The sequence below is a fragment of the Nocardia sp. bgisy134 genome (genome assembly GCF_965341865.1).
Lineage (GTDB): Bacteria > Actinomycetota > Actinomycetes > Mycobacteriales > Mycobacteriaceae > Nocardia.
Genome location: NZ_CBDQZP010000013.1, coordinates 129,303 through 152,665, shown reverse-complemented (window position 1 = coordinate 152,665; position 23,363 = coordinate 129,303). Strand labels below are relative to the sequence as shown.

The following is a 23,363-nucleotide window of genomic DNA, read 5'->3' as shown; positions in this document are numbered from 1 at the left end:
ATCGCCCTCGCGCGGGTTTGCGCGGTGTATCGGCCGGCCGGAAATGCCGGTATGGTTTCGGCGCGCGCGAACAGGTGCTCGAATGCTGTCGCGAGATCCGATCCAGCTGTGACATCGAGGAGAACTGGTGGCTGTCGACACTGTCCGCGAAGAACAGGCGATGCGCCGGTTGACCGACAGTCTGGTCGAGAATTACACCGAGACCCACTCCGCCGAGCAGATCCACTCCGCGATCGGCTCGGCCCGGCAGCGCTTCGACGGCCGTCCGGTGCGGGAATTCGTACCGATCCTCATCGAACGGATCGTGCGCAGGGAACTCGAACCCGAACCCGCCGACACCCCGGCCGAACGCATCGACACCGCGGCGGCGCAGGCCGACGGCCCGCGCCTCGACCTCGTCGCCCGGCTGCGGCAGTCCCCGCTGAACAGCAAGCGGTCGGTCGCGCTGCTCGGCGGCGCGCTGGCCGTGGTGGCGCTGCTGGTCGTCGCGCTGGTGGCGCGACAGCCCGATCCCGCGCCCACGGCGATTCCCGGTTCCGGGCTCACCATCGTGCGCGGCGTCGTCGGATCGGAGAAGATGGCGTTCTTCGAGGACCCGCGCGTCGTGCAGGAGCTCGCCGAGCACGGGCTGAAGGCCGAGGTCGAGCCCGCGGGCTCGCGCCAGATCGCCGCGATCGACCTGACGAATCACAGCTTCGCGTTCCCGTCCAGCGCGCCCGCCGCCGAGCGGATCCAGCGGGCTCGCAATATCGCGACCAAGTACACGCCGTTCGCTTCGCCGATGGCGATCGCCACCTTCCGGCCGATTGCGGACCTGCTCACCGCGGCGGGCGTGGTACGTCCGGGTCCCGTGCCGACCTTCGATGTGGCCCGCTACCTAGACCTGGTGAGCCGCAACACCGAGTGGGCGCACCTGCCGGGCAACACCGCCTACCCGGTGCGCAAGAACATCCTCGTCTCCACCACCGACCCGCGCACCTCCAACTCGGCCGCGATGTACCTGGCCATCGCCGGGTTCGTCGCGAACGACAACGCGGTCGTGCAGGGCGCGGAGGCCGAGCAGCGGGTGCTGCCGATCATCTCGCGGCTGTTCACCGGCCAGGGGTACGCGGAGAACTCGAGCGCGGGCCCGTTCCAGGAGTACCTCACCGCCGGGATGGGGCCGACACCGCTGGTGATGATCTACGAGGCCCAGTTCGTCGAGGCGGCCGTGCAGAGGCAGCTGAAGCCGGACATGGTGCTGACGTACCCGTCGCCGACCGTCCTGTCCACCCACACGCTGGTGCCGCTGGACGCCTCCGGCGACCGGCTGGGCCGGCTGCTGTCCACCGATGCCGAGCTGCAGCGACTAGCCGCAGAGCACGGCTTCCGCACCGGTGACGCGGCACAGTTCGCCCAGGTCAGCGCCCAACACAAGGTGCCGGCGCCCGCCGATCTGATCGACGTCGTCGACCCGCCGACCTTCGAGACCATGGAGCATCTGCTCGACGGGGTCACCCACTCGTATAACTGAGGTGTTGCGTTCGGCGCTGTCGCGACGATGATTCAGTTGTAAACGGAAGTGTGACCGAGGGCCCGAGCGCCCAGCGCGCGACGGATCGGCCCTGGCGAGTAGCCGGAACGTGCGGAATCGAGTAGCCCGGCACTCGTGGCCGTGACCGGGTTTGGTGCCACTCTCCCTGTAGGGACTGGAGAGAGAGGAGCCCCCCATGTTCGGGATCCATCCCCACGCGCTGGAGCGTTCGGGCGCCATGGCGGGCACGACCGATACGCACGCCATGCTGGTGTTCGGCACCGGGGTCGACTGCTACCTGTCGCATATGCCGACGTTCGAGGCGCCGCACAACTACCAGGTGTTGCTCGCCGTCGAGCTGGACGAGCACGGGCGGCGCGCGTTGGGCGCCGACCGCAGGATCGGATACGAGGGGTTTCACACCTTCGAACCCGACTTCTTCCCGCTCACCGAGCTCGATCCGCGCGGTGAACGGCCGCGCACCGAACTGCGCGGCACCCTGTTCCGCGGTCACCTGGAACGCGGTGGTCCGATCATCGCGCGCGACGTCGTCGCCACCGTTCGCAGCGTCGAGTACTTCGCCGAACTTCAGCCGTACCGCGGCGAAGAACTGCTCACGCACCTGTGCTTCGGGCGGCCGGGCCGGTTGTATCTCGCGCATCGCATCGCGCGGCGGCCCAGCTTCGATCAGATCGTGGCCGTGCGCCTGATTCCGGGCACGGTCACCGACATGCTCGGCAGGCGGCTGCCCGACGACGTGCGTGAGGTGGGTTTCGACACCGCGCAGCCGATCATCTTGGGGCAGCGTGAATTCCACGGTCAGCGCCTGCGGACCGGTGAGATCGCGGTGGCGGCGTTCCGCGCGACCGAGTCCGTCGGCGGCGAGCAGGGGTTCCTCGCCGAACTCACCGTCGAACGCCAGATCTACCTGGAGGTAGCGGATCTCGGCTGACGCCGATCCGCGGTCAATACGCCGGAGGTCGTGGCTCGCCCTGACTTCGGCCGGTGCGCGAATCGCTCGAACGGGTGACGCGCCCCGGTCGTCGCGGCGGTTAACGTCGGATCATGTCCGGTGCCACCGAATCCGTGCTGCCCGCCGCGACCACCGGTCGGCGGATCGCGGAGGTCGACATCCTGCGCGGCTTCGCGCTGTTCGGGATTCTGCTCACCAATGTGACCGTGGCGACGGTGCTGTGGTCGTTCGACGGAACCGAGCAGGACATCCGGCAGCACTACCGGGGCACCGTCGACCACATCGTCACCGGCGTGGTGGACGCGCTGTTCTCCGGACGGTTCTACCTGCTGTTCGCATTCCTCTTCGGTTACTCCTTCACCTTGCAGATCGCGGCCGCGCAGCGGGCAGGAGCGTCGGCGAACGCACGGTTGCTGCGGCGTTGCGCGGCGTTGATGGCGATCGGACTCGCGCACGTCGTGCTGCTCTGGATCGGCGACATCCTGACCCTGTACGCGCTGCTGTGCCTGATCCTGATCATGCTGCGGAACCTGCGGCCACGCACGGCGCTGATCACCGGTGTGGTCCTCTACGCTCTGTGGTCTCTGTGGGCGTTCGTACCCGGGCCCGGCGGCGACATGTACCAGGAGTTGTCGAGATTCATCGACCTGCCCGCACTGCGCGCCGGCTACACCGGCAGCTTCGCCGACACGCTCGACATGCAACTGTCCGTAGCGCCCAGCTTCATGCTGCTCACCTGGGTCGCGCAGGGGATGACCAGTCTCGGGCTGTTCCTCATCGGCATGGCGGCGGGCAAACGTGGCCTGTTCGAGGACGCCGAGACACTGGATCGGTGGGCGCCGCGGGTGCTGGCCATCGGGCTGGCGCTCGGACTGCCCATCTCGGCGGTGACGTTCGCGAACTCGGTCGGCCTGCTGCACGCGCCGTGGTGGTGGATGGGCGTGCAGGAACTGGTGAACCCGGTGATGACCTTCGCCTACATCGCGGGCATCCTCCTGCTCGCCCGCGCACCGCGCACCGCGCGAGCCGTCGGCAGACTGGCGCCCGCGGGCAGGATGGCGGCCTCGAACTACATCGGGCAGTCGATCGTTCTCATGGTGCTCTACACCGGCTACGGCTTCGCCCTCGCCGACAAGGTGCCGCCCGCCGGGGTGATCGGGTTCGCCCTGCTCACCTACGCGGCGCAACTCGCGCTGAGCGCGTGGTGGTTGCGCGACCACCGGTACGGGCCGGTGGAGTGGTTGCTGCGGGCAGTCACCTATCTGCGCTTTCCACCGTGGCGCGATCCGGATCACGTTCCCGCGGAACGGGGTTGACGCCAACGCGATTCGGCCGTTTGCTGCTGCTCGACGAGTCGACCAACCACCTCGCCCCCGCTCTGGTGGAGGAGTTGGAGGCCGCACTGGCGGACTATCCGGGCGCGGTCGTGATCGTGACCCACGACCGGGCGATGTGTAGCCGTTTCGGCGGCATGCGAATGGAGATGTCGGGTGGCGGGCTCGCTTCGTGAAACCGGCTGGGGGACAGGGTCGTTCTACTCAGTGCTCATGCGACGTCGGGGGTGATCGGCCCGTGCTGGTCACTTACGACGCGTGAGGGCGGCTTCGGTAGTCGTGGCCATGAGCCTCAGCCAAGTCGACGGTCCGGCCTCGACGAGTGAGGCGCTCGCGCTGGCCTCATCTGCGTGGCCTTCTGGCGCCCAAGGTCATTCCCCACGCTCCGCTGGTTGCGGTCATAGCGAACGCGTGGACGTCGGCTTCCAGACAGAGCGGTACGTCGTCGGGATGCACTCCCCGGTATCCCTGTCGCAGGCCCTCTGCGAGGTCCTCGGCGGCGACCGAGCGACGCGCCCGTTCGATGAACGGCGACGGGTCTACCTCTTCGGCTGTCAGTAACTCGGCGATGTAGTGGGCGCATGCCAGGTCCTCGTCGGCGCGTCCGTTGTCCCCGGTGATCACGAACACCACCTCGCCGGGCGCCAGGCTCCGCAGGAAGCTCGCTGTCGCTTGTGCGACAACGAAACTCGCGCACAAGATCACATCTGCGCCCGCCACGGCCAGTGCGCCCGCCGTGCCCGCGGTTGTTCTCAGCACGAGGGTCCGGCCACGGAGATCCCGTGCCCTGATCTGCCCAGGTGAGTTCGCGAGATCGAAACCCGGCGCGGGCGTCCCGTCGCGCACAGCCAGCCAATCCGGATGGCGTGCCTTCGATTTCAAGGCCGCGTCATCGGTTTCAGCGAAGACGATCTTGCCCGCCCCACCGGCAAAAGCGTATGCCGCGGTGGTGAACGCACGCATGACGTCGACGACGACGGCGACCCGGGGCACAGCGGTCAGCTGCGTGAGGTCGGTGAATACACAACGCATTCAGGCATCGTCCACCAGATCGACACTGGATGCGTTGCGGCCGTTACTGATCCGTCGGGCGTAATCGCCTGTGTGTGTGAACTGGAAGCGGGAAGTAGTGGGCTGATAGCAGGGTCGAGCGGATGTCTCCGGTGAGAGCCGACGCGAGGAATTGCGTGCAGGTGTGTCCGAAGTGTTCCCAGTGGTCGCCGCGCGCCTCGTTCACCATGACGGTCCAGTCATCGGATCGCCGGCCGGGGCGGATCAGCCAGTAGAGGAGTTCACCGTTGTCGGTCGTGGCCCATGGCAGCAGCCTGGCGCCGTCTTCGTTGAGTTCGGCCGGTTTGTCCTCGAACTCCCAGAGGTCTTCCAGGACTTCGGTGTGCCAGCCCTTCCAGTCGAGAAGGTTGTAATCGTCGTTGGCACAGCCAGGTTCGAGGATGTAGAGGTAGTTGTCCCAGTAGCCGCCGCCGTAGATGCCGATCAATTCCTTGTAGTCGGCCGGAAGCTCATCACCTAGGTCCCGTTCGACGCCATCCCAGTCGATATCTCGGCGATTCGGCGGCGGCGAGACCAGTTGCCTGAGCTGCTGGACGGATTCGATCACCGGATCGGCTCCCTTGAACGTCGTCCCTGCATCACGCGCCCGCCCCTGTAGATCCCGTCACTACGCGGGGAGCCTACCAATGACCGAGCGAGCGACCTGACGGTAAACAACTACTACGTCGCGGTGTCACCAAGGAAGCGCGCCGAGCTGACGCATCAGCCCCAAAGTATCGACAACGCCCCAGGTCTCGGCGACTCGGCCGTCGACGAAGCGGAAGATGAAGATCTCGTTGTAGGTGATGGGTTTGCCGGTCGGCGGGAGGCCCATGTACTCGCCTCGGTGGGTGCCGGTGACCGTGTTCCTACTGACGACCTTGTCACCCTCCGCGATCGTGTCTTCGACCCCGACGTGGAGGTCGGGGAAAGCCAGGTGGAGCCTGCGGAACACCTCTTCGAGCGCTCGCGCGCCGGTGACGCCGACCGGCGCCGGGGTGCGGATCAGTGCGTCGGGCGCGACTACCTCGTCGATCGTCGCCGTGATGCGCTCCGTATCGTGGGAGTTGAGGGCGGCATGCAGGCGTTCCAAGGTCGCCTTGTTGCTCGTTTCTTCGTCGGTCGACATGGGGCTGGTCCTTCGGGGCGAATGGTCGGATGGGCGTCGCCGGGCCGGGCTCGACGACACCCACTAGACACCACCGCAGGGCCGGTTGTGACACCCGACGCGCACCCGATTCCGAGGCCGCGATGAATTTCCCACGCCCCGCCCGTCCACACAGTCGAAGGGACGCGTTCACACCTAGGAGACCTTATGACCGTCAGCCCTGCCGCCGTCGCCGCCACCGTCGAATTCTCCGACGTCAGCCTCTACTACGAGGTCCGCGGGAATGGTCCGCTCATCGTCTTGGCGGGCGCGCCCATGGCCGCCGCGGATTTCGCGCCGCTGGCCGACCTGCTCGCCACCGACCACACCGTCCTCACCCTCGACCCGCGCGGCCACGGTGGCAGCGTGCTCACCGATCCGCACCAGGACTCCACGCCTGAACTGCGGGGTGAGGATCTCGCCCGGCTGATCGACCACCTCGGCATCGGCCCGGCCGTGGTCGTCGGGTCCAGCGGTGGCGCGGCGAGCGCGCTGGCCCTGGTCGAGGCCCATCCTGATCTGGTCACCACGGTGGTCGCGCACGAACCGCCGCTGATCGAGCTGCTCGACGACCGCGCCGAGCTGCGGGCGGGCACCGAGGACATGATCGCCACCTACGGCGCAGGCGACGTGCTCGGCGCCTTCCGGAAGTTCCTCGCGCAGGCGAACATTCAGCTGCCGGAACCGGTACTTCAGCAGATGTTCGGCGGCGACCGCGATCCCGCCCGGGCAGCCTCCGAACGCTACTGGTTCGACCACGAGCTGCTCGGCACCGTCGGCTGGCGACCCGATCTCAACACGTTGCGCGCGACCCAGGCTCGGATCGTCATCGGTATCGGCGTCGACTCCGCCGGACAGCTCTGCGACCGCAGCAGTCGTGCGCTGGCCGCGGCGCTCGGCCTGGTACCCACACTGTTCCCCGGCGATCACACCGGATTCATCGGGGATACGTCGGCATTCGCCGCATACCTGCGCGGCGTGCTGCGCGCCGACTGACGGGCTGTCAGCCCGCCGTCGGTGCGCTGTCAGCGCCGACCGGCATCGTCATGGGCGTTCCACGAAGCGAAAGGAAACGCCCGATGTCCGATGTCACGTTGTCCGAGTTCGTCGAAGCGACCGCCACGCAGTTCGGGATTCCCGGAGTCGCGGTCGGGGTGCTGATCGACGGCCAGGACGTCTTCGCCTGCCACGGCGTCACGAGCCTGGACAACCCGCAACCGGTCGACAGCGACACGCTGTTCCAGCTCGGCTCGGTCACCAAGACCTACACCGCGACCGCGCTCATGCGCTTGGCCGCGCAGGGCCGGGTCGAGCTGGACGCCCCGGTGCGGACCTACCTTCCCGAACTCGCGCTCGCCGACGAAGACGCCGCCACCCGGATCACCGTGGCGAACCTGTTGAACCACACCGCCGGACTGGACTGGAACCTCCTCGTCGACACCGGCGACGGCGAAGACGCGCTCGCCGAATTCGTCGCCAGGCTCCCGGAACTCGGCCTGATCGCCGCGTCCGGCGCTCGTGCCTCCTACAGCCAGGCCGGATACAACCTGGCCGGACGGGTCATCGAGAAGGTCACCGGGCAGCCGTTCGAACAGGCCATCGCGGAGCTGATCTTCGCGCCGCTCGGCCTCACGCACAGCTTCTTCGCGTCGCGCGAGATCACCGCCCGCCGGTTCGCGGAGGGCCACAATGCCGAGGCTGACGGTTCGCTGACGGTTGCGCGTCTGTGGCGGCCATGGCGAGCGAACAACCCCGGCGGCGGACTGGCGTCCTCGGCGGCCGACCAATTGCGCTGGGCGCGTTTCCATCTCGGTGACGGCGGCGCGGTGTTGCCCACCGACACGCTGCGCGCGATGCGTCGTCCGACGGTCGCGCTGCGGGCGAGCACGTTCGGCGACGCCATCGGCGTCGGCTGGTTCCTGCGTGACATCGACGGCGTGCGGGCCATCGGTCACGGCGGATCCGGCAACGGGCAGTTCGCCGAACTGCTCATCGTCCCCGAACGCGATTTCGCGATCGTGGTGATGTCGAACGCGGGACCCGAGGGCATCGCCTGCAACCAGGCGATCGTGCGCTGGGCGCTCGAGCGCTACCTGCGCGTCCTCGACCGCGACCCCGAACCGATCTCCTACGACTCGTCCCGCGCCGCGGAACTGGTCGGCACGTACGCCATCGACGCCATGACCCTCACCATTGCCGCCGACGAGACCGGGCTGAACCTCGCGGTCGGGGTCAAACCGGAGATCCGCGCGGCATCGGATCAGGAAGTGCCGCCGGACTACCCGGCGGCCGCCATCGGCCTGCTGCCCGGCGATGGCGACGAATACCTCGTCACCCACGGCGGTCTGCGTGGACAGCTCGGTTTCTTCTCCCGCGACGAGAGCGGCGCGGTCGTCGGCATCGACCTCGCGGGACGGTTGTTCCAGCGCGTCGCCGCGTGAGCCGGTCTCGGCAGGCCGACGAATGTTGGCCTCGGACACCACGCGCCGCCGGTAGGGAATCCGACCCGGTCGGCCGCGCGTGGTTCAGGTCGAGAGCGGCTCCGCGTGATCGACAGCGGGAAGCCATAGGCTGAATCTCCCATGTGACGGACAGGAGGTCGAGGTGGCCGAGACGACGGTGGCCGAGGTCATGGCCGAACTGGTCGCGCTCGAGGACCCGAAGATCCGCGCGGTGAACGAGAAGCACGGTGACGATCACGGTGTGAACCTCAGCAAACTGCGCGCGCTCGCCAAGCGGCTGAAAACGCAACAGGAACTCGCGCGCGGGCTGTGGGAAACGGACGACACCGCGGCGAAACTGCTGGCAACACTCCTCTGCCGCCCGAAGACGTTCGAGCGTGACGAGTTGGACGTCATGGTGCGCCAGGCGCGCACACCCAAGGTGCACGACTGGCTCGTGAACTACGTGGTGAAGAAGAACCCGCACGCCGAAGAACTGCGCCTGGCCTGGTCCGCCGATCCGGATCCGGTGGTCGCGAGCGCCGGATGGGCGCTGACCACCGAACGCGTGGCGAAGCAGCCCGAGGGCCTCGACCTGGCAGGACTGCTCGACGTCATCGAGGCGCAGATGAAAGACGCACCGGATCGCTTGCAGTGGGCGATGAACCACTGCCTCGCTCAGATCGGGATCGAGCACGCCGAGCACCGCGCCCGTGCGATCGACATCGGTGAGCGCCTGGAGGTGCTGAAGGACTACCCGACTCCACCGAACTGCACGTCTCCGTTCGCGCCCACCTGGATCACCGAAATGGTGCGCCGACAGCACGACAAGTAGGCAGGGTGTTCGCCCCTGGCCACCAACGCCGTGATCGTCTGGGCTTGTGGCTTGCCGTGAGGAAGATGCGCCGCATAGATCAGCGCATCGATGACGAGCTACGAGTCCGCGACACCCTGTTCCGATCGCGGAGCCGCCCGGCGCCGGCAGGGCAGGGCGGCCGGTCAGCCGGCGGCGGTGTCGGAGTGCGTGGGCCGAGGACTACGCGAGACGGATATCCGCGGTGGCCAGGCCGAAGATTTTGCGTCCTGCGGACTTGGCGATGATGACGACGACGGCGGTCCTGGCCTCGGGGTCGACCGACTTGATGCGCCCGGTGAACTCGACGCTCCCGACAGTGGCGGCTTCGACGACGGTGTAGTTCGACAACCGGACCCCGTACCTGGTGATCGCGCCTGGATCGCCGAGCCATCCGGTGACGAATCCTGCTCCGAGGCCCATGGTGAGCATGCCGTGCGCGATCACATCGGGAAGACCCACTAGCGCGGCGACCTCGTCGTGCCAGTGGATGGGGTTCGCGTCACCGGAGACCCCCGCGTAATTCACCAGATCACCGCGTGTCAGTCGCACGATCCGAGCAGGAAGCTCGTCGCCGACGGTGATGTCTTCGAATCGGATTGCGGTGCGCGGGACACGCGTGCGCGAGATAGGGGACAGGCGTGGGCCGGTCTCGGAAACCGGGTCCGTCGCAGTCCGCGCCGTCGCGGCCGAGGTCGCGGTTCGAGACGACACGTTGATACCGTGCATGACCACACGTTCGATCGCGTCACTGATGCCGGCGCCGACCTCGTCGCCGGTGATGCCGACGACGGTTGTATGCATGATCTGCACCACCGCACCGGTCTGGTCGAAGAAGGTATTGGTAATCGTCAGCAAATCCTTGCCCGCTATGCGACGAACCGAAGTGATTTCGACATCACTGACCAGCCGGTCACCGGTGAGCACCGGCTTGTACATCTCGAAGACCTGATCGGTCTGCACGAACACGTCATAGCCCGTGATCACCGTTTCGAAGAGCTTACGGTTGGCCAGCATCGCGGCTATCGAGATGAATGTGGTCGGCGCGACCAAACCGGCGTAGCCGAGGTCGCCGGCGGCGCACTCGCTCCAGTGCGCCGGGTGGAAATCCTGGACAGCCCGCGCATACTCGCGGATCTTCTCCCGGCCCACCTCGTAGTAGTCATCCGCACGATAGCGATGTCCCACCAGCCCAGCCACATCGAACATTGCTTCCACCAAGCCGCTCCTCGCTCGAGATTCCATCGGGTACTCGTGATCGGGTATCCACAGAACCGAACTCATTGATGAACCCACCCTTCCACATCCGGCAGCGCCCTTGCTGAGCAGGACAAACGAACGGTCGCGAGACACACTGCGCGGACTCACCTGGGACCGCCTGAATTACTGGCAGCGACTCGACACAGTCGCGTGGGAACGGCACTCCAAGCCCTGAGCTGCGGCTCCTACCAGCTCGCCGATCCGATTGCGGCATCGAGTGCGTAACGGCAGTGGACGCGACCTGCCTGGTTCGAGGTCCCCACGTGCAGTGTGCGGAAGTGATCTTGTTGTGGCGCGCGTCGTGTTAGCGTCGCGGAAGCCCGAAGGCATCTTGTCTCAGTTCGTGTGGTTCCGCTGGTCGCCGTCGGCGGTGTTGCGGTCGACGGTTCGTTCGTCAGCTCGATTCGAACGCAGTACCCGTCGCGAGAACAGGAGCACTGCTGTGAGCAAGCATCGATCTTCCATCGGTATCGCGGTCCTGGCCGTGGCCGTGGCCTGCGCGGTACCCGGGTGTGGCGACGATTCGCCGGAATCGTCGGACCCTAGTCCGGCCGCGAACAGCACGGTACGCGGTCCGGCGAAGAACCCGTACCTGGCCGCGGACAAATACGCGGTCACCCACTTGGATTCCGGCCAGTCCGACAGCTTCGCCGACCCCGTGCCGAGGGGCACGTTCCGGGTCGACCCCCAGCAGATGCCGCGCGTGCCCGCGGGCCCGGTCAACATCATCACCTTGGCCTCGACGTCGGAGAAGTACATGTGGGTCTCGTCGAGCTCCGGCGTGCGGTACGTCGACGTCTCCGACCGTGGATTCCGCGAGGTCGCCGCGATGGACGCGCCCGGGGTGCAACCCATCCCGACGCAGGCACTGGACCAGGTGCTCGATCAGACGTTCACCGATACCGCCCAGATCCAGAACGCCATCCGCGACGACTGGGGCGGCGCGACCTGGCAGCGCATCGCCAACGGCGTCTACGGCTTGGTGGACAAGGACAATCGCATCTACTACACCACCCAGAACTCCGAGCTCCTCGTTTTCGGCCTGAAGAACAACGACAAGCCCGAAGAAGGCATCGAGATCGTCGAGCGCTTCGACTTCAAGCCGCTGCTCGGGACGGGCACCACCACGCTCGGCATCCCTGAGAGCATCGTCGGCGTCAACATGACCTACGACGGCCACCTCGTCGTCGTCTCCTCGCGCGGCCTGCTCGCGATCGACCGCGAGCTGTCGGGGCCACCGCAGCAGATTCGCTTCGGCGACGACGAGACCGTCTCCAATTCCATCGCCGTCGACGAGAAGGGCGGCATCTACGTCGCCTCCGACAAGGTGATGCGCAAGGTCGTGTGGACCGGCGCCAAGCTGTCCACCGACGAGGCCGATGGCGCCTGGTCCGCGCCCTACGACTTCGGCCGCCAGCCGCCCGCGGTGAAGTTCGGCGTCGGCAGCGGCTCCACGCCCACCCTCATGGGATTCGGCGACGACAGCGACGAACTCGTGGTGATCACCGACGGCGCCGACCACATGAAGCTGGTCGCTTTCTGGCGCAATGAGATTCCCGAGGGCTTCCAGCCGAAGGCGAGCGCCGAGTCGAACCGCATCGCCGACCAGATCGAGGTGACGGCGGGCCTGCCGGAACCGAAGCCCGAGTTCATCCAGAGCGAGCAGTCCGTGGTGGTGCACGACTACGGAGCGTTCGTCGTGCAGAACATCGGCTCCGGTGGCGAACCCGACCGGCTCGTCGACGTGATGGCCAACGGCCCGGTCGACGATCCGCCGCACGGCATGCAGCGCTTCGAATGGGACCCGGCCGCGGACAAGTGGACCTCGGCGTGGGAGCGCGGCGACGTGGTGTCCACGTCCATGGTGCCCGCGGTGTCGACCACGGCCGGCGTCGTGTTCGTCAACGGCTACAGCGAGGCCGACGGCTGGGAGGTCACCGGCCTGGACTGGAAGACCGGAGAGACCGTGCACCGCACCATCTTCGGGCCGTCGAACTACGGCAACGGCGCGTACGCGATCATCGAGGCATTCCCGAACGGCGACCTGCTGTTCAACAGCATCGGCGGTCCGTTCCGGGCGAAACTCGACAAGTAGCGCACAAGAAGGGGCCCTGGCCGAACGATCGGCCGGGGCCCCTTCAGGGACGAGATCAGCGCACGAGGGTCGACGCTCGCTCGGCGAGATCGAGCAGCGACTGCGGCAACAGACCGAGCACGATGGTCGCCGCGGCGGTCAGCAGAACGATCGCCCGGGTGAGCGGGGGAGTGATCACCATCGGCGCGTCGGCCGGGGGATCGGTGAAGAACATCAGCACGATCACCCGGATGTAGAAGAACGCCGCGATGGCGCTGGAGATGACGCCGACGATCACCAGCGTGACGGCATCGCCGGACACGGCTGCCTCGAACACCGCGAACTTGCTGACGAACCCGCTGGTGAGCGGCAGACCGGCGAAGGAGAGCAGCAGCAGCGCGAACACCGCTCCCAGCCACGGGGAACGGCGGCCGAGCCCGGACCACTGCGCCAGCGCGGTCGCCTCCGCACCATCGGGCTCGCGGACCAGGCTCACCACCGCGAACGCGCCGAGGGTGCCCAGGCCGTAGGCGACCAGATAGAACAGCACCGCCGCGATGCCCGCGTCGTTGGCGGCGACCAAGCCGACGATGATGAAACCGGCATGCGCCACAGACGAATACGCCAGCATCCGCTTCACGTCGGTCTGCGTCACCGCGAGGACCGCGCCGACGACCATCGTCGCGATCGCGACCGCCGCGAGCACCGGCCGCCAGTCGTCCCGCAGCCCCGGCACCGCGATCTGCAGGATGCGCAGCATGGCGCCGACCGCCGCGATCTTGGTCGCGGCCGCCATGAACGCGGTGATCGGGGTCGGTGCGCCCTGGTAGACGTCGGGCACCCAGGACTGGAACGGGACCGCGCCGATCTTGAACAGCAGCCCGACCGCCAGCATCGCCAGGCCGAGCAGCGCGAGCATCGCCTCGGAGGGGTGCGCGGCGATCGCGTCGGCGATCCCGGCGAGCCGGACCGTCCCCGCTTGGCCGTACAGCAGCGCGACGCCATAGAGGAAGAACGCCGACGAAAACGCCCCGAGCAGGAAGTATTTCAGCGCCGCCTCCTGCGAGAGCAGCCGCTTGCGCCGCGCGAGCCCGCACAGCAGATACAGCGGCAGCGAGAGCACCTCCAGCGCGACGAACATGGTCAGCAGATCGTTCGAGGCGGGGAAGAGCATCAGGCCGCCGACCGCGAGCAGCGTGAGCGGGAAGACCTCGGTGGTGGCGATTCCTGCGCGAATCGCGGCCTGCTCGTCGGCGCTGCCGGGGACCGCGGACGCCTGCGGTGTGAACGCGTCCGCGCCGCGCCCCACGGTCGCCGCGGCCAGGCTCCAGGTGCCCGGCCCTGATCGTGCCTCGACGCGTGGTTGCGCGCTACGTTCCGCGATGAACAGCACCCCGAGGATCGACACCACCAGGATGGTGCCCTGCAGGAACAGCGTCACCCCGTCGATGGCCACGGCGCCCGCGATCGCGGTGGACTCTGTGCCCGCCAAGCGGACGACGGCCGCCAGCGCCGCGGCGAGACCGGCCAGGCTCAGTATCACCTGGGTGCCGTAGCGGTACCGGCGCGCGACGAACGCTTCCACCAGCACCGCGGCGACCGCGACACCGAACACGATGAGCATCGGGGAGAGCAAGCCGTATTCGATGCTCGGCGTGGCCACGGTCGCGGCGAGGGGGATCGGATGCGTGGTCACTTGTGCCCGCCTTCCTGAAGATTCGCCGCGCCTGCCTCGGGCGCCGGAACCGTCGGCGCGGGATCGTGGCGGCCGATGGTGGTCAGGGTCTGGCTCACCGCCGGATCGATGAAGTCCAGCACCGGTTTCGGATAGAGGCCGAGGAACAGCAGGGCCGCGATGAGCGGCACGACGACGGCAAGCTCACGAGGCACCAGATCGTAGAGGTTCTCGTTGCCCTTCCTGACCGGGCCGGTCATCATCCGCTGGTAGAGCCACAGCACGTAGACCGCGGCGAGCACCAATGCACTGGTCGCGATGATCGCGGCCAGCTGGTAGCGGCTGAAAGTGCCGATCAGCACCAGGAATTCGCTGACGAACGGAGCCAAGCCCGGCAGCGACAGCGTCGCGAGACCCGCGATGAGGAACGTTCCGGCCAGCACCGGTGCCACCTTCTGCACCCCGCCGTACTCGGCGATGATCCGGGTGCCACGCCGCGAGACGAGGAACCCGGCGATCAAGAACAGCGCGGCGGTGGAGATGCCGTGGTTGATCATGTAGAGCGCGGCCCCGGACTGGGCCTGGCTGGTCATGGCGAAGATGCCGAGGATGATGAAGCCGAAGTGCGAGATCGAGGTGTAGGCGATCAGCCGCATCAGGTCGGTCTGGCCGATCGCCAGCAGCGCACCGTAGACGATGCCGATCACCGCGAGCGTGATCACCAGCGGCGCATAGGTTCCCGACGCGTCGGGGAACAGCATCAGGCAGTAGCGGAGCATGCCGAAGGTGCCGACTTTGTCGACCACCGCCATCATCAGCACCGCGCTGGACGGTGTGGCGGCGACGGCGGCGTCGGGCAGCCAGGTGTGCAGGGGCCAGAGCGGAGCCTTCACGGCGAAGGCGAACATGAACCCGAGGAACAGCGCGTTCAGCACCGCGGGGCCCGCGCCGAGCTCACCGGAGTTGGCGGCGGCGACCACGGCACGGAAGTCGAAGGTGCCCGCACCGTCCGCGCCGAGGCCGTCGCGCGCTGTCACCACGTACAGGCCGATGACCGCGGCCAGCATGATCAGTCCGCCGAACAGGTTGTACAGCAGGAACTTCACCGCCGCCCGCGAGCGCTGCTGGCGCAGGTGCACATCCGCTGTGCGCGGGCCGAAGCCGCCGATGAGGAAGTACATCGGGATGAGCATGGCCTCGAAGAACACGTAGAACAGCAGGATGTCCAGCGCCAGGAAGGAGACCAGCACCATCGCCTCGACGAGCAAGATCAGCGCCATGTAGGTGTGCGCCACCCGCTTGCCCGAGCCGGCCGCGCGGTCGTCGTGCCAGCCCGCCAGGATCAGCAGCGGCATCAGCGCGGTGGTGAGCAGCACCAGCACCAGCGCGATGCCGTCCAGGCCGAGGGTGTATCCGGCGCCGAAAGCGGGGATCCACTCGTGTGATTCGACGAACTGGTACTGCTCCCCGCCGGGATCGAAACGCGTGGCGAGCACGACGGCGAGCACCAGCACGGCCACCGAAAACGTCAGCGCCACACTGCGTGCCAGCACGCGCCGTGTCGCGGGCAACGCCAGCACGACGACGGCGCCGACGACCGGAAGCAGCCAGAGGGTGGTCAACCAGGGATATGTAGTCACCAGATCCTCACCGCCAGCAGGGCGGCGGCCACCAGGGCCGCGCCGGTGAACATGGACAGGGCGTAGGACCGCACGAATCCGGACTGGACCCGGCGGACGCGGGCCGAGAGCCCGCCGATCAGCGCGGCCGTGCCGTTGACGATGCCGTCGATGCCGCGGTTGTCGACGAACACCAGCGACCGGGTGAGGTGCTGGCCGGGCCGCATGAACACGCCCTCGTTGACCGCGTCGCCGTAGAGATCGTTGCGGGCGGCGACGGTCAGCACGGACACGTCCTCCGGCGCGGTTTCCGGGATGTCACGCTGCGCGTACTGGTTGTAGGCGATGCCGACGCCGACCGCGACGACGGCCAGCGCGAGGGCGGTGACCACGCCCGCGGGCACGACCTCCTCGCCGTGGTGCGCGCCGACCACCGGCTCCAACCAGTTCACCAGCGCGTTGCCGAACACGAACACCAGGCCGGAGGCGAGCGAGCCGATGGCCAGCAGGATCATCGGGCCGGTCATCACGATCGGCGCCTCGTGCGGGTGCGTGTCGGGCTTCCAGCGTCGCTCGCCGAAGAACGTCATCAGCATCACGCGCGTCATGTAGAACGCGGTGAGTCCCGCACCGAGCAGGGTGGCCGTGCCGAGCGCCAGACCGGACACGCCGCCCTCGTTGAAGGCCACCTCGATGATCTTGTCCTTGGAGAAGAAACCCGCGAACGGCGGCACACCGATGATGGCGAGGTAGCCGATCCCGAAGGTGACGTAGGTGATCGGGAGCAGCTTGCGCAGTCCGCCGTAGCGGCGCATGTCGACTTCGTCGTCCATCGCGTGCATCACCGAGCCCGCACCGAGGAAGAGTCCCGCCTTGAAGAAGCCGTGGGTGAGCAGGTGCATGATCGCGAAGGCGTAACCGGCGGGGCCGAGGCCCGCGGCGAGGACCATGTACCCGATCTGGCTCATGGTGGACGCGGCCAGCGCCTTCTTGATGTCGTCCTTGGCGCAGCCGACGATCGCGCCGAAGAGCAGCGTCACCGCGCCGACGAGCACCACCGCCAGTCGAGCATTCGGCGCGAGATCGAAGATCGCGTTGGACCGGGCGATCAGGTAGACGCCTGCGGTGACCATGGTGGCCGCGTGGATGAGCGCCGACACCGGCGTCGGGCCCTCCATCGCGTCACCGAGCCAGGATTGCAGCGGCACCTGCGCGGACTTGCCGCAGGCGGCCAGCAGCAGGAACAGGCCGATCACGGTGAGCGTGCCCTCGCTCGCGCCCGGTGCGGCGGCGAACACCTCACCGAAGCCGATCGAGCCGAACGTGGCGAACATCGTGAACATGGCCAGTGCCAAGCCCATGTCGCCGACCCGGTTGACCACGAAAGCCTTCTTGGCGGCCGTCGCGGCGGACGGCTTTCCGTACCAGAAGCCGATCAGCAGGTAGGAGGCCAGACCGACCCCCTCCCAGCCGAGGTAGAGCACCAGGTAGTTGTTCGCCAGCACCAGCAGCAGCATCGCCGCGAGGAACAGGTTGAGGTAGGCGAAGAACCGCCGCCGATCCGGGTCGTGGCTCATGTACCCGATCGAGTACAGGTGGATCAGCGAGCCGACCCCGGTGATCAACAGCGCGAAACACAGTGACAGCTGGTCGATCTGGAGACCGAAGTCCACCTGGAGACCGGTCACCGGCACCCAGCTGAACAGGTTGGCGTGCACGGCTCGCTCGGCGCCGTCGCGCCCCAGCATGACGACGAACGCCCACACGGCCACGCCGAAGGAGGCCAGCGCGGCAAGGCAGCCGAGCAGATGGCCCCACTTGTCGGCGGCGCGGCCGAGGAGCAGCAGTACGACGGCCCCGGCCAGCGGCAGCGTGGGCAGCAGCGTCAGGATCGTGGTATCCACGTCAGAACTTCAGCAGGTTGGCGTCGTCGACCGAGGTCGAGCGGCGGGCGCGGAAGATGGTCATGATGATGGCTAGGCCGACGACCACCTCGGCCGCGGCGACCACCATTGTGAAGAACGCGAACACCTGGCCGTCCAGGTTCGCGTGCATCCTCGCGAACGTGACGAACGCGAGGTTCACCGCGTTGAGCATCAGCTCGATGCACATGAACACCACGATCGCGTTGCGCCGCAACAGCACTCCGGCCGCACCGATCGTGAACAGCAGGGCGGACAGGAACAGATAGTTCTCGGGGTTCACCGGGTGCCTTCCTCGTCGGCGGTTTCGTGGCCGTTGGTCTTCGCGTCGCCGGAGCCGGAGCCGACCGAGATGACGGCCGCCTCGGTCAGCGCCCTGGTGCGGCGGTGCCGCAGGATGGTGCTGACCGACAGCTCCTCGAACGAGCCGTCCGGCAGCCGGGCGGGAATGTCCACGGCGTTGTGCCTGGCGTAGACGCCGGGCGTCGGCAGCGGGGTGGCGCGGCTCGTGCCGTCACGGAACCGCCTGCGAGACAGTTCGCGCTGATCCATCCGCGGGCCGAAACGTTCCCGGTGCGCGAGCACCATGGCGCCGATGGTGGCGGTGATGAGCAGCGCTCCGGTGAGCTCGAAGGCCCACACGTACCGGACGAAGATCAGTTCGGCGAGTCCGCCGATCACGTCGCGACCGGCGAAACCCGTGGCGGGGAACCGGATTTCGGAATTGCGAATGCCGGTCGCGATGCCGCTGACGAACAGGATGCCGAAGCCGAGCCCGACCGCGGCGGCGGCGAAACGCTGGCCGCGCAGGGTTTCCTTCAGCGATTCCGCGGAGTCGACGCCCACCAGCATGAGCACGAACAGGAACAGCATCATCACCGCGCCGGTGTAGACCACGATCTGCACCACACCGAGGAACAGCGCGTCCTGGGCGATGTAGAACACGGCCAGCGTGATCATGGTGGCGGCCAGGCAGATCGCCGAGTGCACGGCCTTGGCCGCGAACACCATGCCCAGCGCGCCGAGCACGGCGAGCGGGGCCATTATCCAGAACTGCACGGCCTCACCGGTGGATGTGCGGGTCAGTGGCTCGGCGGCCATCAGTATCGTCACCGCGTCCCTCCTTCCGCGCCTGCTGTCGCGGGCTGCTTCTCGTCGGATTCGGTGGCCGTGCCGGGGACGGTGCCGCGGTAGTAGTCGCCCTCGGTCGTCCCGGGGTACATGGCGTGCGGCGGCGGGGTCATGCCCGGTTCCATTGGCGCGAGCAACCGGTCCTTCTCGTAGATGAGGTCGGCCCGGTTGTCGTCGGCGAGCTCGTACTCGTTGGTCATGGTGAGGGCTCGGGTGGGGCAGGCCTCGATGCACAGACCGCAGCCGATGCAGCGCAGATAGTTGATCTGGTAGACGCGGCCGTACCGTTCGCCGGGGGAGAAGCGTTCGGTCTCGGTGTTGTCGGCGCCTTCGACGTAGATCGCGTCGGCGGGGCAGGCCCAGGCGCACAACTCGCAGCCGATGCACTTCTCCAGCCCGTCTGGATGGCGGTTGAGCTGGTGGCGACCGTGATAGCGGGGCGCGGTCGGCACCTTGTGCTCCGGGTAGAACTCGGTGTTCGGCTTCTTGAACATGGTGAGCGCTGTGACCGCGAAACCAGAAAGCGGTTCCAGCGGGTGGCCTTTCGTCGGGTCTATGTGGCGGACGTCGGCGGGCAGCGGCGGTGTCGGGAAGCCGAGGAAGACGCCGGTTCCGCTCGGCGCGTGCTCGTCCACCGCGTGCTCGTCCACCAGGGGCGGGGCTCCGGGGCGGCGCCCGGCCCGCAGGAACATGCCGATCATCATGCCGGTGATCAGCAGGCCCGCGACGATCATGGCGGCGGTCGCCCAGGCGAATCCCTCGGCGTCGAGCACCCGCGCCGCGGCGACGAGCATCACCCACAGCAGCGACACCGGAATGAGCAGCTTCCAGCCCAGATTCATGAACTGGTCGTAGCGCAGGCGGGGCAGCGTGCCGCGCAGCCAGATGAACACGAACAGGAACGTCCACACCTTGGCGGTGAACCAGAGCAGGCCCCACCAGCCCGAGTTCGCGCCCGGCCACATGTTGATCGGCCACGGCGCGTGCCAGCCACCCAGGAACAGCGTGGTGGCCAGTGCCGAAACCGTTGCCATGTTGACGTATTCGGCCAGCATGAACATGGCGAACTTGAGCGAGGAGTACTCGGTGTGGAAGCCGCCGACCAGTTCGCCCTCGGCCTCGGGGAGGTCGAACGGGGCTCGGTTGGTCTCGCCGACCATCGACACGCAGTAGATCAGGAACGAGGGCAGCAGCAGGAAGACGTACCAGGTGCCGTCCTGGGCGGCGACGATGCCGGAGGTGGCCATGGTGCCCGCATGCAGGAACACCGCGGCGAAGCACAGCGCCATCGCGATCTCGTAGGAGATGACCTGCGCCGTCGAACGCAGGCCGCCGAGCAGCGGATAGGTGGAGCCGGACGCCCAGCCCGCCAGCACGATGCCGTACACGCCGATCGAGGTGATGGCGAGGATGTACAGCACGCCGACCGGCATATCGGTCAGCTGCAGCGCGGTGCGTTCGCCGAGGATGGAGACCTCACCGCCGAACGGGATCACCGCGAAGGCCATGAAGGCCGGGATGGCCGCGATGATCGGCGCGAGGATGTAGATCGGCTTGTCCACGATGGCGGGGACGATGTCCTCTTTGAGCGCCATCTTCACGCCGTCGGCGATGCTCTGCAGCGAGCCTTTGGGGCCGACCCGGTTCGGCCCGATGCGCATCTGCATGCGCGCCACGATCTTTCGTTCGGCCAGCACCGCGATCATCGGGGTGAGCAGCAGGAAGACGAAGATCGCCACGGATTTCGCGATGACGAGCCACAGGGGATCGTGGCCGAAGATGGCCAGCGTGTCAGGTCCGGAGGCGGTAACTTGCGTAGCCACGGAGGGCCCCACAGTCGCCGTGACGAACAGAGCGGGATCACTCATGGCGGTGTTCCTTCATCCTCTCGTCGGCGCGGCGTACTTGCACGACGCCGCCCGGCTGGGTGGCCAGTTGTTCGGGCACCGAGCTGCCGGGCGAATTCAGCGGCAGCCACACCACCCGTTCGGGCATCTCGGTAATGAGCAGCGGCAGCGTGAGCGTGCCGCGCTCGGAGCTGACGGTGACCGGATCGTCGTCGGCCGCACCGATTTCGGCGGCGGTCGCGGGCGAGAGCCGGATCACCGGTGGCCGGGCGACACCCGCCAGATTCGGCTCGCCGTCCTGCATCCGGCCGCGGTCGAGCAGCATGCGCCAGCCCGCGAGCACCGCGGTGCCCTGCCTGGGCTGGGTGATCGGATGCGTCCGATGCGCGGGCGGCGCCACCGGCTGGCCGTCCCAGGCGCCGAGCTCCGCGAGTTCGGCGCGGGCCGCCGCGGTGTCGGGCAGGCCGAGGCGCACGCCCATCTCGTCGGCGATGGCTTGCAGCACCCGCTGATCGGAGAGCGGCGCCGCGGTGCGGCGCACGGTGGATTCGCCGAGCGCGGCGTCGAACCGGCGCGGCCTGCCCTCCCAGGTGCGGAAGGTGCCCGACTTCTCCATGGCCGTGGCCACCGGGAAGACCACGTCGGCGCGCTCGGTGACGGCGCTGTGCCGCAACTCGAGACTGACCACGAAGCGGGCCGCGTCGATGGCGGTGAGCGCGGCGTTGGGGTCCGGCAGATCGGCGATGTCGACACCGCCGACGACCAGCGCGCCGAGCGTCGGCGCGGCGTCCAGGATGGCGGCGGTGTCGCGCCCCACGGTCACCGGCAGCTCGTCGACGTTCCAAATCGTGCGAACCTGTTGCCTGGCAGACGGATCCGCCACCGGCCGCCCACCGGGCAGCAGCCCGGGAAGCGCACCCGCTTCGACCGCGCCGCGCTCGCCGGCGCGCCGCGGCACCCAGGCCAGCGCCGCCCCGGTCTCGTCGGCCAGCCGGACGGCGGCCGACAGCGCGCCCGGCACACCCGCCATGCGCTCGCCGACCATGATCACCGCGCCGGGCGTGCGCAGCAGGCGCGCCGCCGCGACCACGGTCTCGAATTCCGGGCCACCGAACGGGATCTCGCCCGTGCGCAGGGCGTCCATGAGGTGCGGCTCGGCCCCCGGCATCGCCGAGATCAGTGTGCCCGACATGCGTTCCAGTCCGCGCGAGGCGTACGGCGCGAGCGAGTAGACGGGCAGGCCGCTCTTGCGGGCGGCCTTGCGCAGCCGCAGGTAGACGATCGGCGACTCTTCCTCGGGCTCGAAGCCGACGAGCAGCACGATCGACGCGCGCTCCAGCCCGTCGTAGTCGACGGTGACGCCCTGGCCCGCGACCCTGGCCGCGAGGAAATCGGCCTCCTCCGCCGAGTGCGGGCGGGTACGGAAGTCGATGTCGTTGGTGTCCAACGCGACTCGCGCGAACTTCGAGTAGGCGTAGGCGTCCTCCTCGGTCACCCGTCCGCCGACGAGCACACCGGCGCTGCCGTGCGCGGCGGCGAGTCCCTCGGCGGCCGCGGCGAGCGCTTCGGACCAGGACGCGGGGTGCAGGTTGCCGTCCCAGCCGCGCACCAGCGGGGTGGTGAGGCGATCGCGCTCGGTGGCGTAGGCGAAGGCCCAGCGTCCCTTGTCGCAGTTCCATTCCTCGTTCACCTGCGGGTCGTCGCCCGCGAGCCTGCGCAGCACCTTGCCGCGGCGGTGATCGGTGCGCTGCGCGCAGCCCGAGGCGCAGTGCTCGCACACGCTGGGGCTGGAGACCAGGTCGAAGGGGCGGGCGCGGAACCGGTAGCTGGTGCCGGTGAGCGCGCCGACCGGGCAGATCTGCACCGTGTTGCCGGAGAAATAGGAGTCGAACGGCTCGGCCTGGGCGGTGCCGACCTGTTCGAGCGCGCCGCGGTCCATCAGCTCGATGAACGGGTCGCCGGCGACCTGCTGGGAGAAGCGGGTGCAGCGGGCACACAGCACGCAGCGTTCCCGGTCGAGCAGGACGGCCGTGGACAGCGGAATCGGTTTGGGGTACGTGCGTTTCACGCCGTCGAACCGGGTCTCCGGCCGGCCGGAGGACATGGCCTGGTTCTGCAGCGGACACTCGCCGCCCTTGTCGCAGACGGGGCAGTCCAGGGGATGGTTGATCAGCAGCAGCTCCATCACCCCCTCCTGCGCGCGTTCGGCGGCGGGCGAGGTGAGCTGGGTGCGCACGATCATGCCATCGGCCACGGTCTGAGTGCAGGACGCGACCGGTTTGCGCTGGCCTTCTACCTCGACCAGGCATTGGCGGCAGGCGCCGACCGGGTCCAGCAGCGGATGGTCGCAGAAGCGCGGAATCTGGATGCCGATCAATTCCGCGGCGCGGATCACCAAGGTCCCGGCGGGCACGCTCACGGCCGTGCCGTCGATGACAACGGTGACGAGATCGGCGGGCGCAAGTCCGCTGGTGTTGCTGCTCACGGTCGCAGGCCCACCCGTCGCCCGGCCGCCACCCCCCAT

Annotated in this window: 18 protein-coding genes and 2 pseudogenes; 8 read left to right on the top strand and 12 right to left on the bottom strand. The window is 68.0% G+C overall.

Annotated elements, in window-relative coordinates; genetic code table 11:
- Positions 1 to 127: 127 nt before the first annotated feature.
- The 4 genes and pseudogenes from ACRWNM_RS23075 to ACRWNM_RS23060 form a co-directional block, all read left to right on the top strand.
- Positions 128 to 1,513, top strand: coding sequence for a three-helix bundle dimerization domain-containing protein (locus tag ACRWNM_RS23075; protein ID WP_431970136.1), 1,386 nt, complete (start codon positions 128 to 130; stop codon positions 1,511 to 1,513).
- A 196-nt stretch (positions 1,514 to 1,709) separates the two neighbouring features.
- Positions 1,710 to 2,465 carry a hypothetical protein gene (locus ACRWNM_RS23070; protein ID WP_431970135.1) on the top strand — a complete coding sequence of 252 codons (756 nt, stop codon included), beginning with the start codon at positions 1,710 to 1,712 and terminating at the stop codon, positions 2,463 to 2,465.
- A 113-nt stretch (positions 2,466 to 2,578) separates the two neighbouring features.
- Positions 2,579 to 3,802: a DUF418 domain-containing protein gene (locus ACRWNM_RS23065; RefSeq protein WP_431970134.1), complete on the top strand. Its 1,224-nt coding sequence runs from the start codon at positions 2,579 to 2,581 to the stop codon at positions 3,800 to 3,802.
- A 20-nt stretch (positions 3,803 to 3,822) separates the two neighbouring features.
- A pseudogene (locus ACRWNM_RS23060) lies at positions 3,823 to 3,996 on the top strand (tylosin resistance protein TlrC); the annotation flags it as partial.
- 166 nt (positions 3,997 to 4,162) lie between these two features.
- Here the strand turns inward: ACRWNM_RS23060 and ACRWNM_RS23055 are convergent.
- The 3 genes from ACRWNM_RS23055 to ACRWNM_RS23045 all read right to left on the bottom strand — a co-directional run bounded on the left by ACRWNM_RS23055 (position 4,163) and on the right by ACRWNM_RS23045 (position 5,999).
- Positions 4,163 to 4,852, bottom strand: coding sequence for a 2-phosphosulfolactate phosphatase (locus ACRWNM_RS23055; protein ID WP_431970133.1), 690 nt, complete (start codon positions 4,850 to 4,852; stop codon positions 4,163 to 4,165).
- Between the two features lie 43 nt (positions 4,853 to 4,895).
- Complete coding sequence (locus ACRWNM_RS23050; RefSeq protein ID WP_431970132.1) at positions 4,896 to 5,438, bottom strand: SMI1/KNR4 family protein; 543 nt, start codon at positions 5,436 to 5,438, stop codon at positions 4,896 to 4,898.
- Between the two features lie 126 nt (positions 5,439 to 5,564).
- Positions 5,565 to 5,999, bottom strand: coding sequence for an ester cyclase (locus tag ACRWNM_RS23045; RefSeq protein ID WP_431970131.1), 435 nt, complete (start codon positions 5,997 to 5,999; stop codon positions 5,565 to 5,567).
- A 186-nt stretch (positions 6,000 to 6,185) separates the two neighbouring features.
- Between ACRWNM_RS23045 and ACRWNM_RS23040 the strand changes: the two genes are divergently transcribed.
- The 3 genes from ACRWNM_RS23040 to ACRWNM_RS23030 all read left to right on the top strand — a co-directional run bounded on the left by ACRWNM_RS23040 (position 6,186) and on the right by ACRWNM_RS23030 (position 9,293).
- Complete coding sequence (locus ACRWNM_RS23040) at positions 6,186 to 7,013, top strand: alpha/beta fold hydrolase (RefSeq protein ID WP_431970130.1); 828 nt, start codon at positions 6,186 to 6,188, stop codon at positions 7,011 to 7,013.
- Positions 7,014 to 7,096: 83 nt separating this feature from the next.
- Positions 7,097 to 8,458 carry a serine hydrolase domain-containing protein gene (locus ACRWNM_RS23035; protein WP_431970129.1) on the top strand — a complete coding sequence of 454 codons (1,362 nt, stop codon included), beginning with the start codon at positions 7,097 to 7,099 and terminating at the stop codon, positions 8,456 to 8,458.
- Positions 8,459 to 8,621: 163 nt separating this feature from the next.
- Positions 8,622 to 9,293, top strand: a complete 672-nt coding sequence (locus tag ACRWNM_RS23030; RefSeq protein ID WP_431970128.1) for a DNA alkylation repair protein — start codon at positions 8,622 to 8,624, stop codon at positions 9,291 to 9,293.
- Positions 9,294 to 9,494: 201 nt separating this feature from the next.
- Here ACRWNM_RS23030 and ACRWNM_RS23025 read toward each other — a convergent pair whose 3' ends face one another.
- Positions 9,495 to 10,520, bottom strand: coding sequence for a fused (3R)-hydroxyacyl-ACP dehydratase subunits HadA/HadB (locus ACRWNM_RS23025; protein WP_431970228.1), 1,026 nt, complete (start codon positions 10,518 to 10,520; stop codon positions 9,495 to 9,497).
- A gap of 493 nt (positions 10,521 to 11,013) precedes the next feature.
- On the opposite strand from ACRWNM_RS23025, the gene ACRWNM_RS23020 reads away from it, so the two are divergent.
- Positions 11,014 to 12,666 carry a hypothetical protein gene (locus tag ACRWNM_RS23020; RefSeq protein ID WP_431970127.1) on the top strand — a complete coding sequence of 551 codons (1,653 nt, stop codon included), beginning with the start codon at positions 11,014 to 11,016 and terminating at the stop codon, positions 12,664 to 12,666.
- Between the two features lie 55 nt (positions 12,667 to 12,721).
- On the opposite strand, the gene nuoN is transcribed toward ACRWNM_RS23020, so the two are convergent.
- The 8 genes and pseudogenes from nuoN to ACRWNM_RS22980 form a co-directional block, all read right to left on the bottom strand.
- The gene (nuoN, locus tag ACRWNM_RS23015) at positions 12,722 to 14,341 is read right to left on the bottom strand and encodes an NADH-quinone oxidoreductase subunit NuoN (RefSeq protein ID WP_431970126.1); all 1,620 of its coding nucleotides are present in this window, start codon (positions 14,339 to 14,341) and stop codon (positions 12,722 to 12,724) included.
- Positions 14,338 to 15,960 carry an NADH-quinone oxidoreductase subunit M gene (locus ACRWNM_RS23010; RefSeq protein WP_431970125.1) on the bottom strand — a complete coding sequence of 541 codons (1,623 nt, stop codon included), beginning with the start codon at positions 15,958 to 15,960 and terminating at the stop codon, positions 14,338 to 14,340. Before ACRWNM_RS23010 ends, nuoN begins: the two co-directional genes overlap by 4 nt.
- A complete protein-coding gene (nuoL, locus tag ACRWNM_RS23005; protein WP_431970124.1) occupies positions 15,957 to 17,843 on the bottom strand; it encodes an NADH-quinone oxidoreductase subunit L in 1,887 nt (628 codons plus the stop codon). Before nuoL ends, ACRWNM_RS23010 begins: the two co-directional genes overlap by 4 nt.
- A gap of 1 nt (position 17,844) precedes the next feature.
- On the bottom strand, positions 17,845 to 18,144 hold the full coding sequence (nuoK, locus tag ACRWNM_RS23000) for an NADH-quinone oxidoreductase subunit NuoK (RefSeq protein ID WP_036536861.1): 300 nt from the start codon (positions 18,142 to 18,144) through the stop codon (positions 17,845 to 17,847).
- Positions 18,141 to 18,962 (bottom strand): NADH-quinone oxidoreductase subunit J, encoded by an 822-nt coding sequence (locus ACRWNM_RS22995; protein ID WP_431970227.1) that lies wholly within the window; start codon positions 18,960 to 18,962, stop codon positions 18,141 to 18,143. Before ACRWNM_RS22995 ends, nuoK begins: the two co-directional genes overlap by 4 nt.
- A gap of 8 nt (positions 18,963 to 18,970) precedes the next feature.
- Positions 18,971 to 19,525, bottom strand: a complete 555-nt coding sequence (nuoI, locus tag ACRWNM_RS22990; protein ID WP_431970226.1) for an NADH-quinone oxidoreductase subunit NuoI — start codon at positions 19,523 to 19,525, stop codon at positions 18,971 to 18,973.
- Between the two features lie 39 nt (positions 19,526 to 19,564).
- Positions 19,565 to 20,860 (bottom strand): annotated as a pseudogene (nuoH, locus tag ACRWNM_RS22985) (NADH-quinone oxidoreductase subunit NuoH); the annotation flags it as partial.
- Positions 20,853 to 23,363 carry an NADH-quinone oxidoreductase subunit G gene (locus ACRWNM_RS22980; protein ID WP_431970225.1) on the bottom strand — a complete coding sequence of 837 codons (2,511 nt, stop codon included), beginning with the start codon at positions 23,361 to 23,363 and terminating at the stop codon, positions 20,853 to 20,855. The gene ACRWNM_RS22980 and the pseudogene nuoH, both read right to left, overlap by 8 nt.

Coding starts and splice junctions, on each gene's coding strand:
- ACRWNM_RS23070 (WP_431970135.1), top strand. CDS start 1,710: ATGTTCGGGATCCATCCCCACGCGCTGGAGCGTTCGGGCGCCATGGCG.
- ACRWNM_RS23065 (WP_431970134.1), top strand. CDS start 2,579: ATGTCCGGTGCCACCGAATCCGTGCTGCCCGCCGCGACCACCGGTCGG.
- ACRWNM_RS23055 (WP_431970133.1), bottom strand. CDS start 4,852: ATGCGTTGTGTATTCACCGACCTCACGCAGCTGACCGCTGTGCCCCGG.
- ACRWNM_RS23045 (WP_431970131.1), bottom strand. CDS start 5,999: ATGTCGACCGACGAAGAAACGAGCAACAAGGCGACCTTGGAACGCCTG.
- ACRWNM_RS23040 (WP_431970130.1), top strand. CDS start 6,186: ATGACCGTCAGCCCTGCCGCCGTCGCCGCCACCGTCGAATTCTCCGAC.
- ACRWNM_RS23035 (WP_431970129.1), top strand. CDS start 7,097: ATGTCCGATGTCACGTTGTCCGAGTTCGTCGAAGCGACCGCCACGCAG.
- ACRWNM_RS23025 (WP_431970228.1), bottom strand. CDS start 10,520: ATGTTCGATGTGGCTGGGCTGGTGGGACATCGCTATCGTGCGGATGAC.
- ACRWNM_RS22995 (WP_431970227.1), bottom strand. CDS start 18,962: ATGGCCGCCGAGCCACTGACCCGCACATCCACCGGTGAGGCCGTGCAG.
- ACRWNM_RS22980 (WP_431970225.1), bottom strand. CDS start 23,363: ATGGGGGGTGGCGGCCGGGCGACGGGTGGGCCTGCGACCGTGAGCAGC.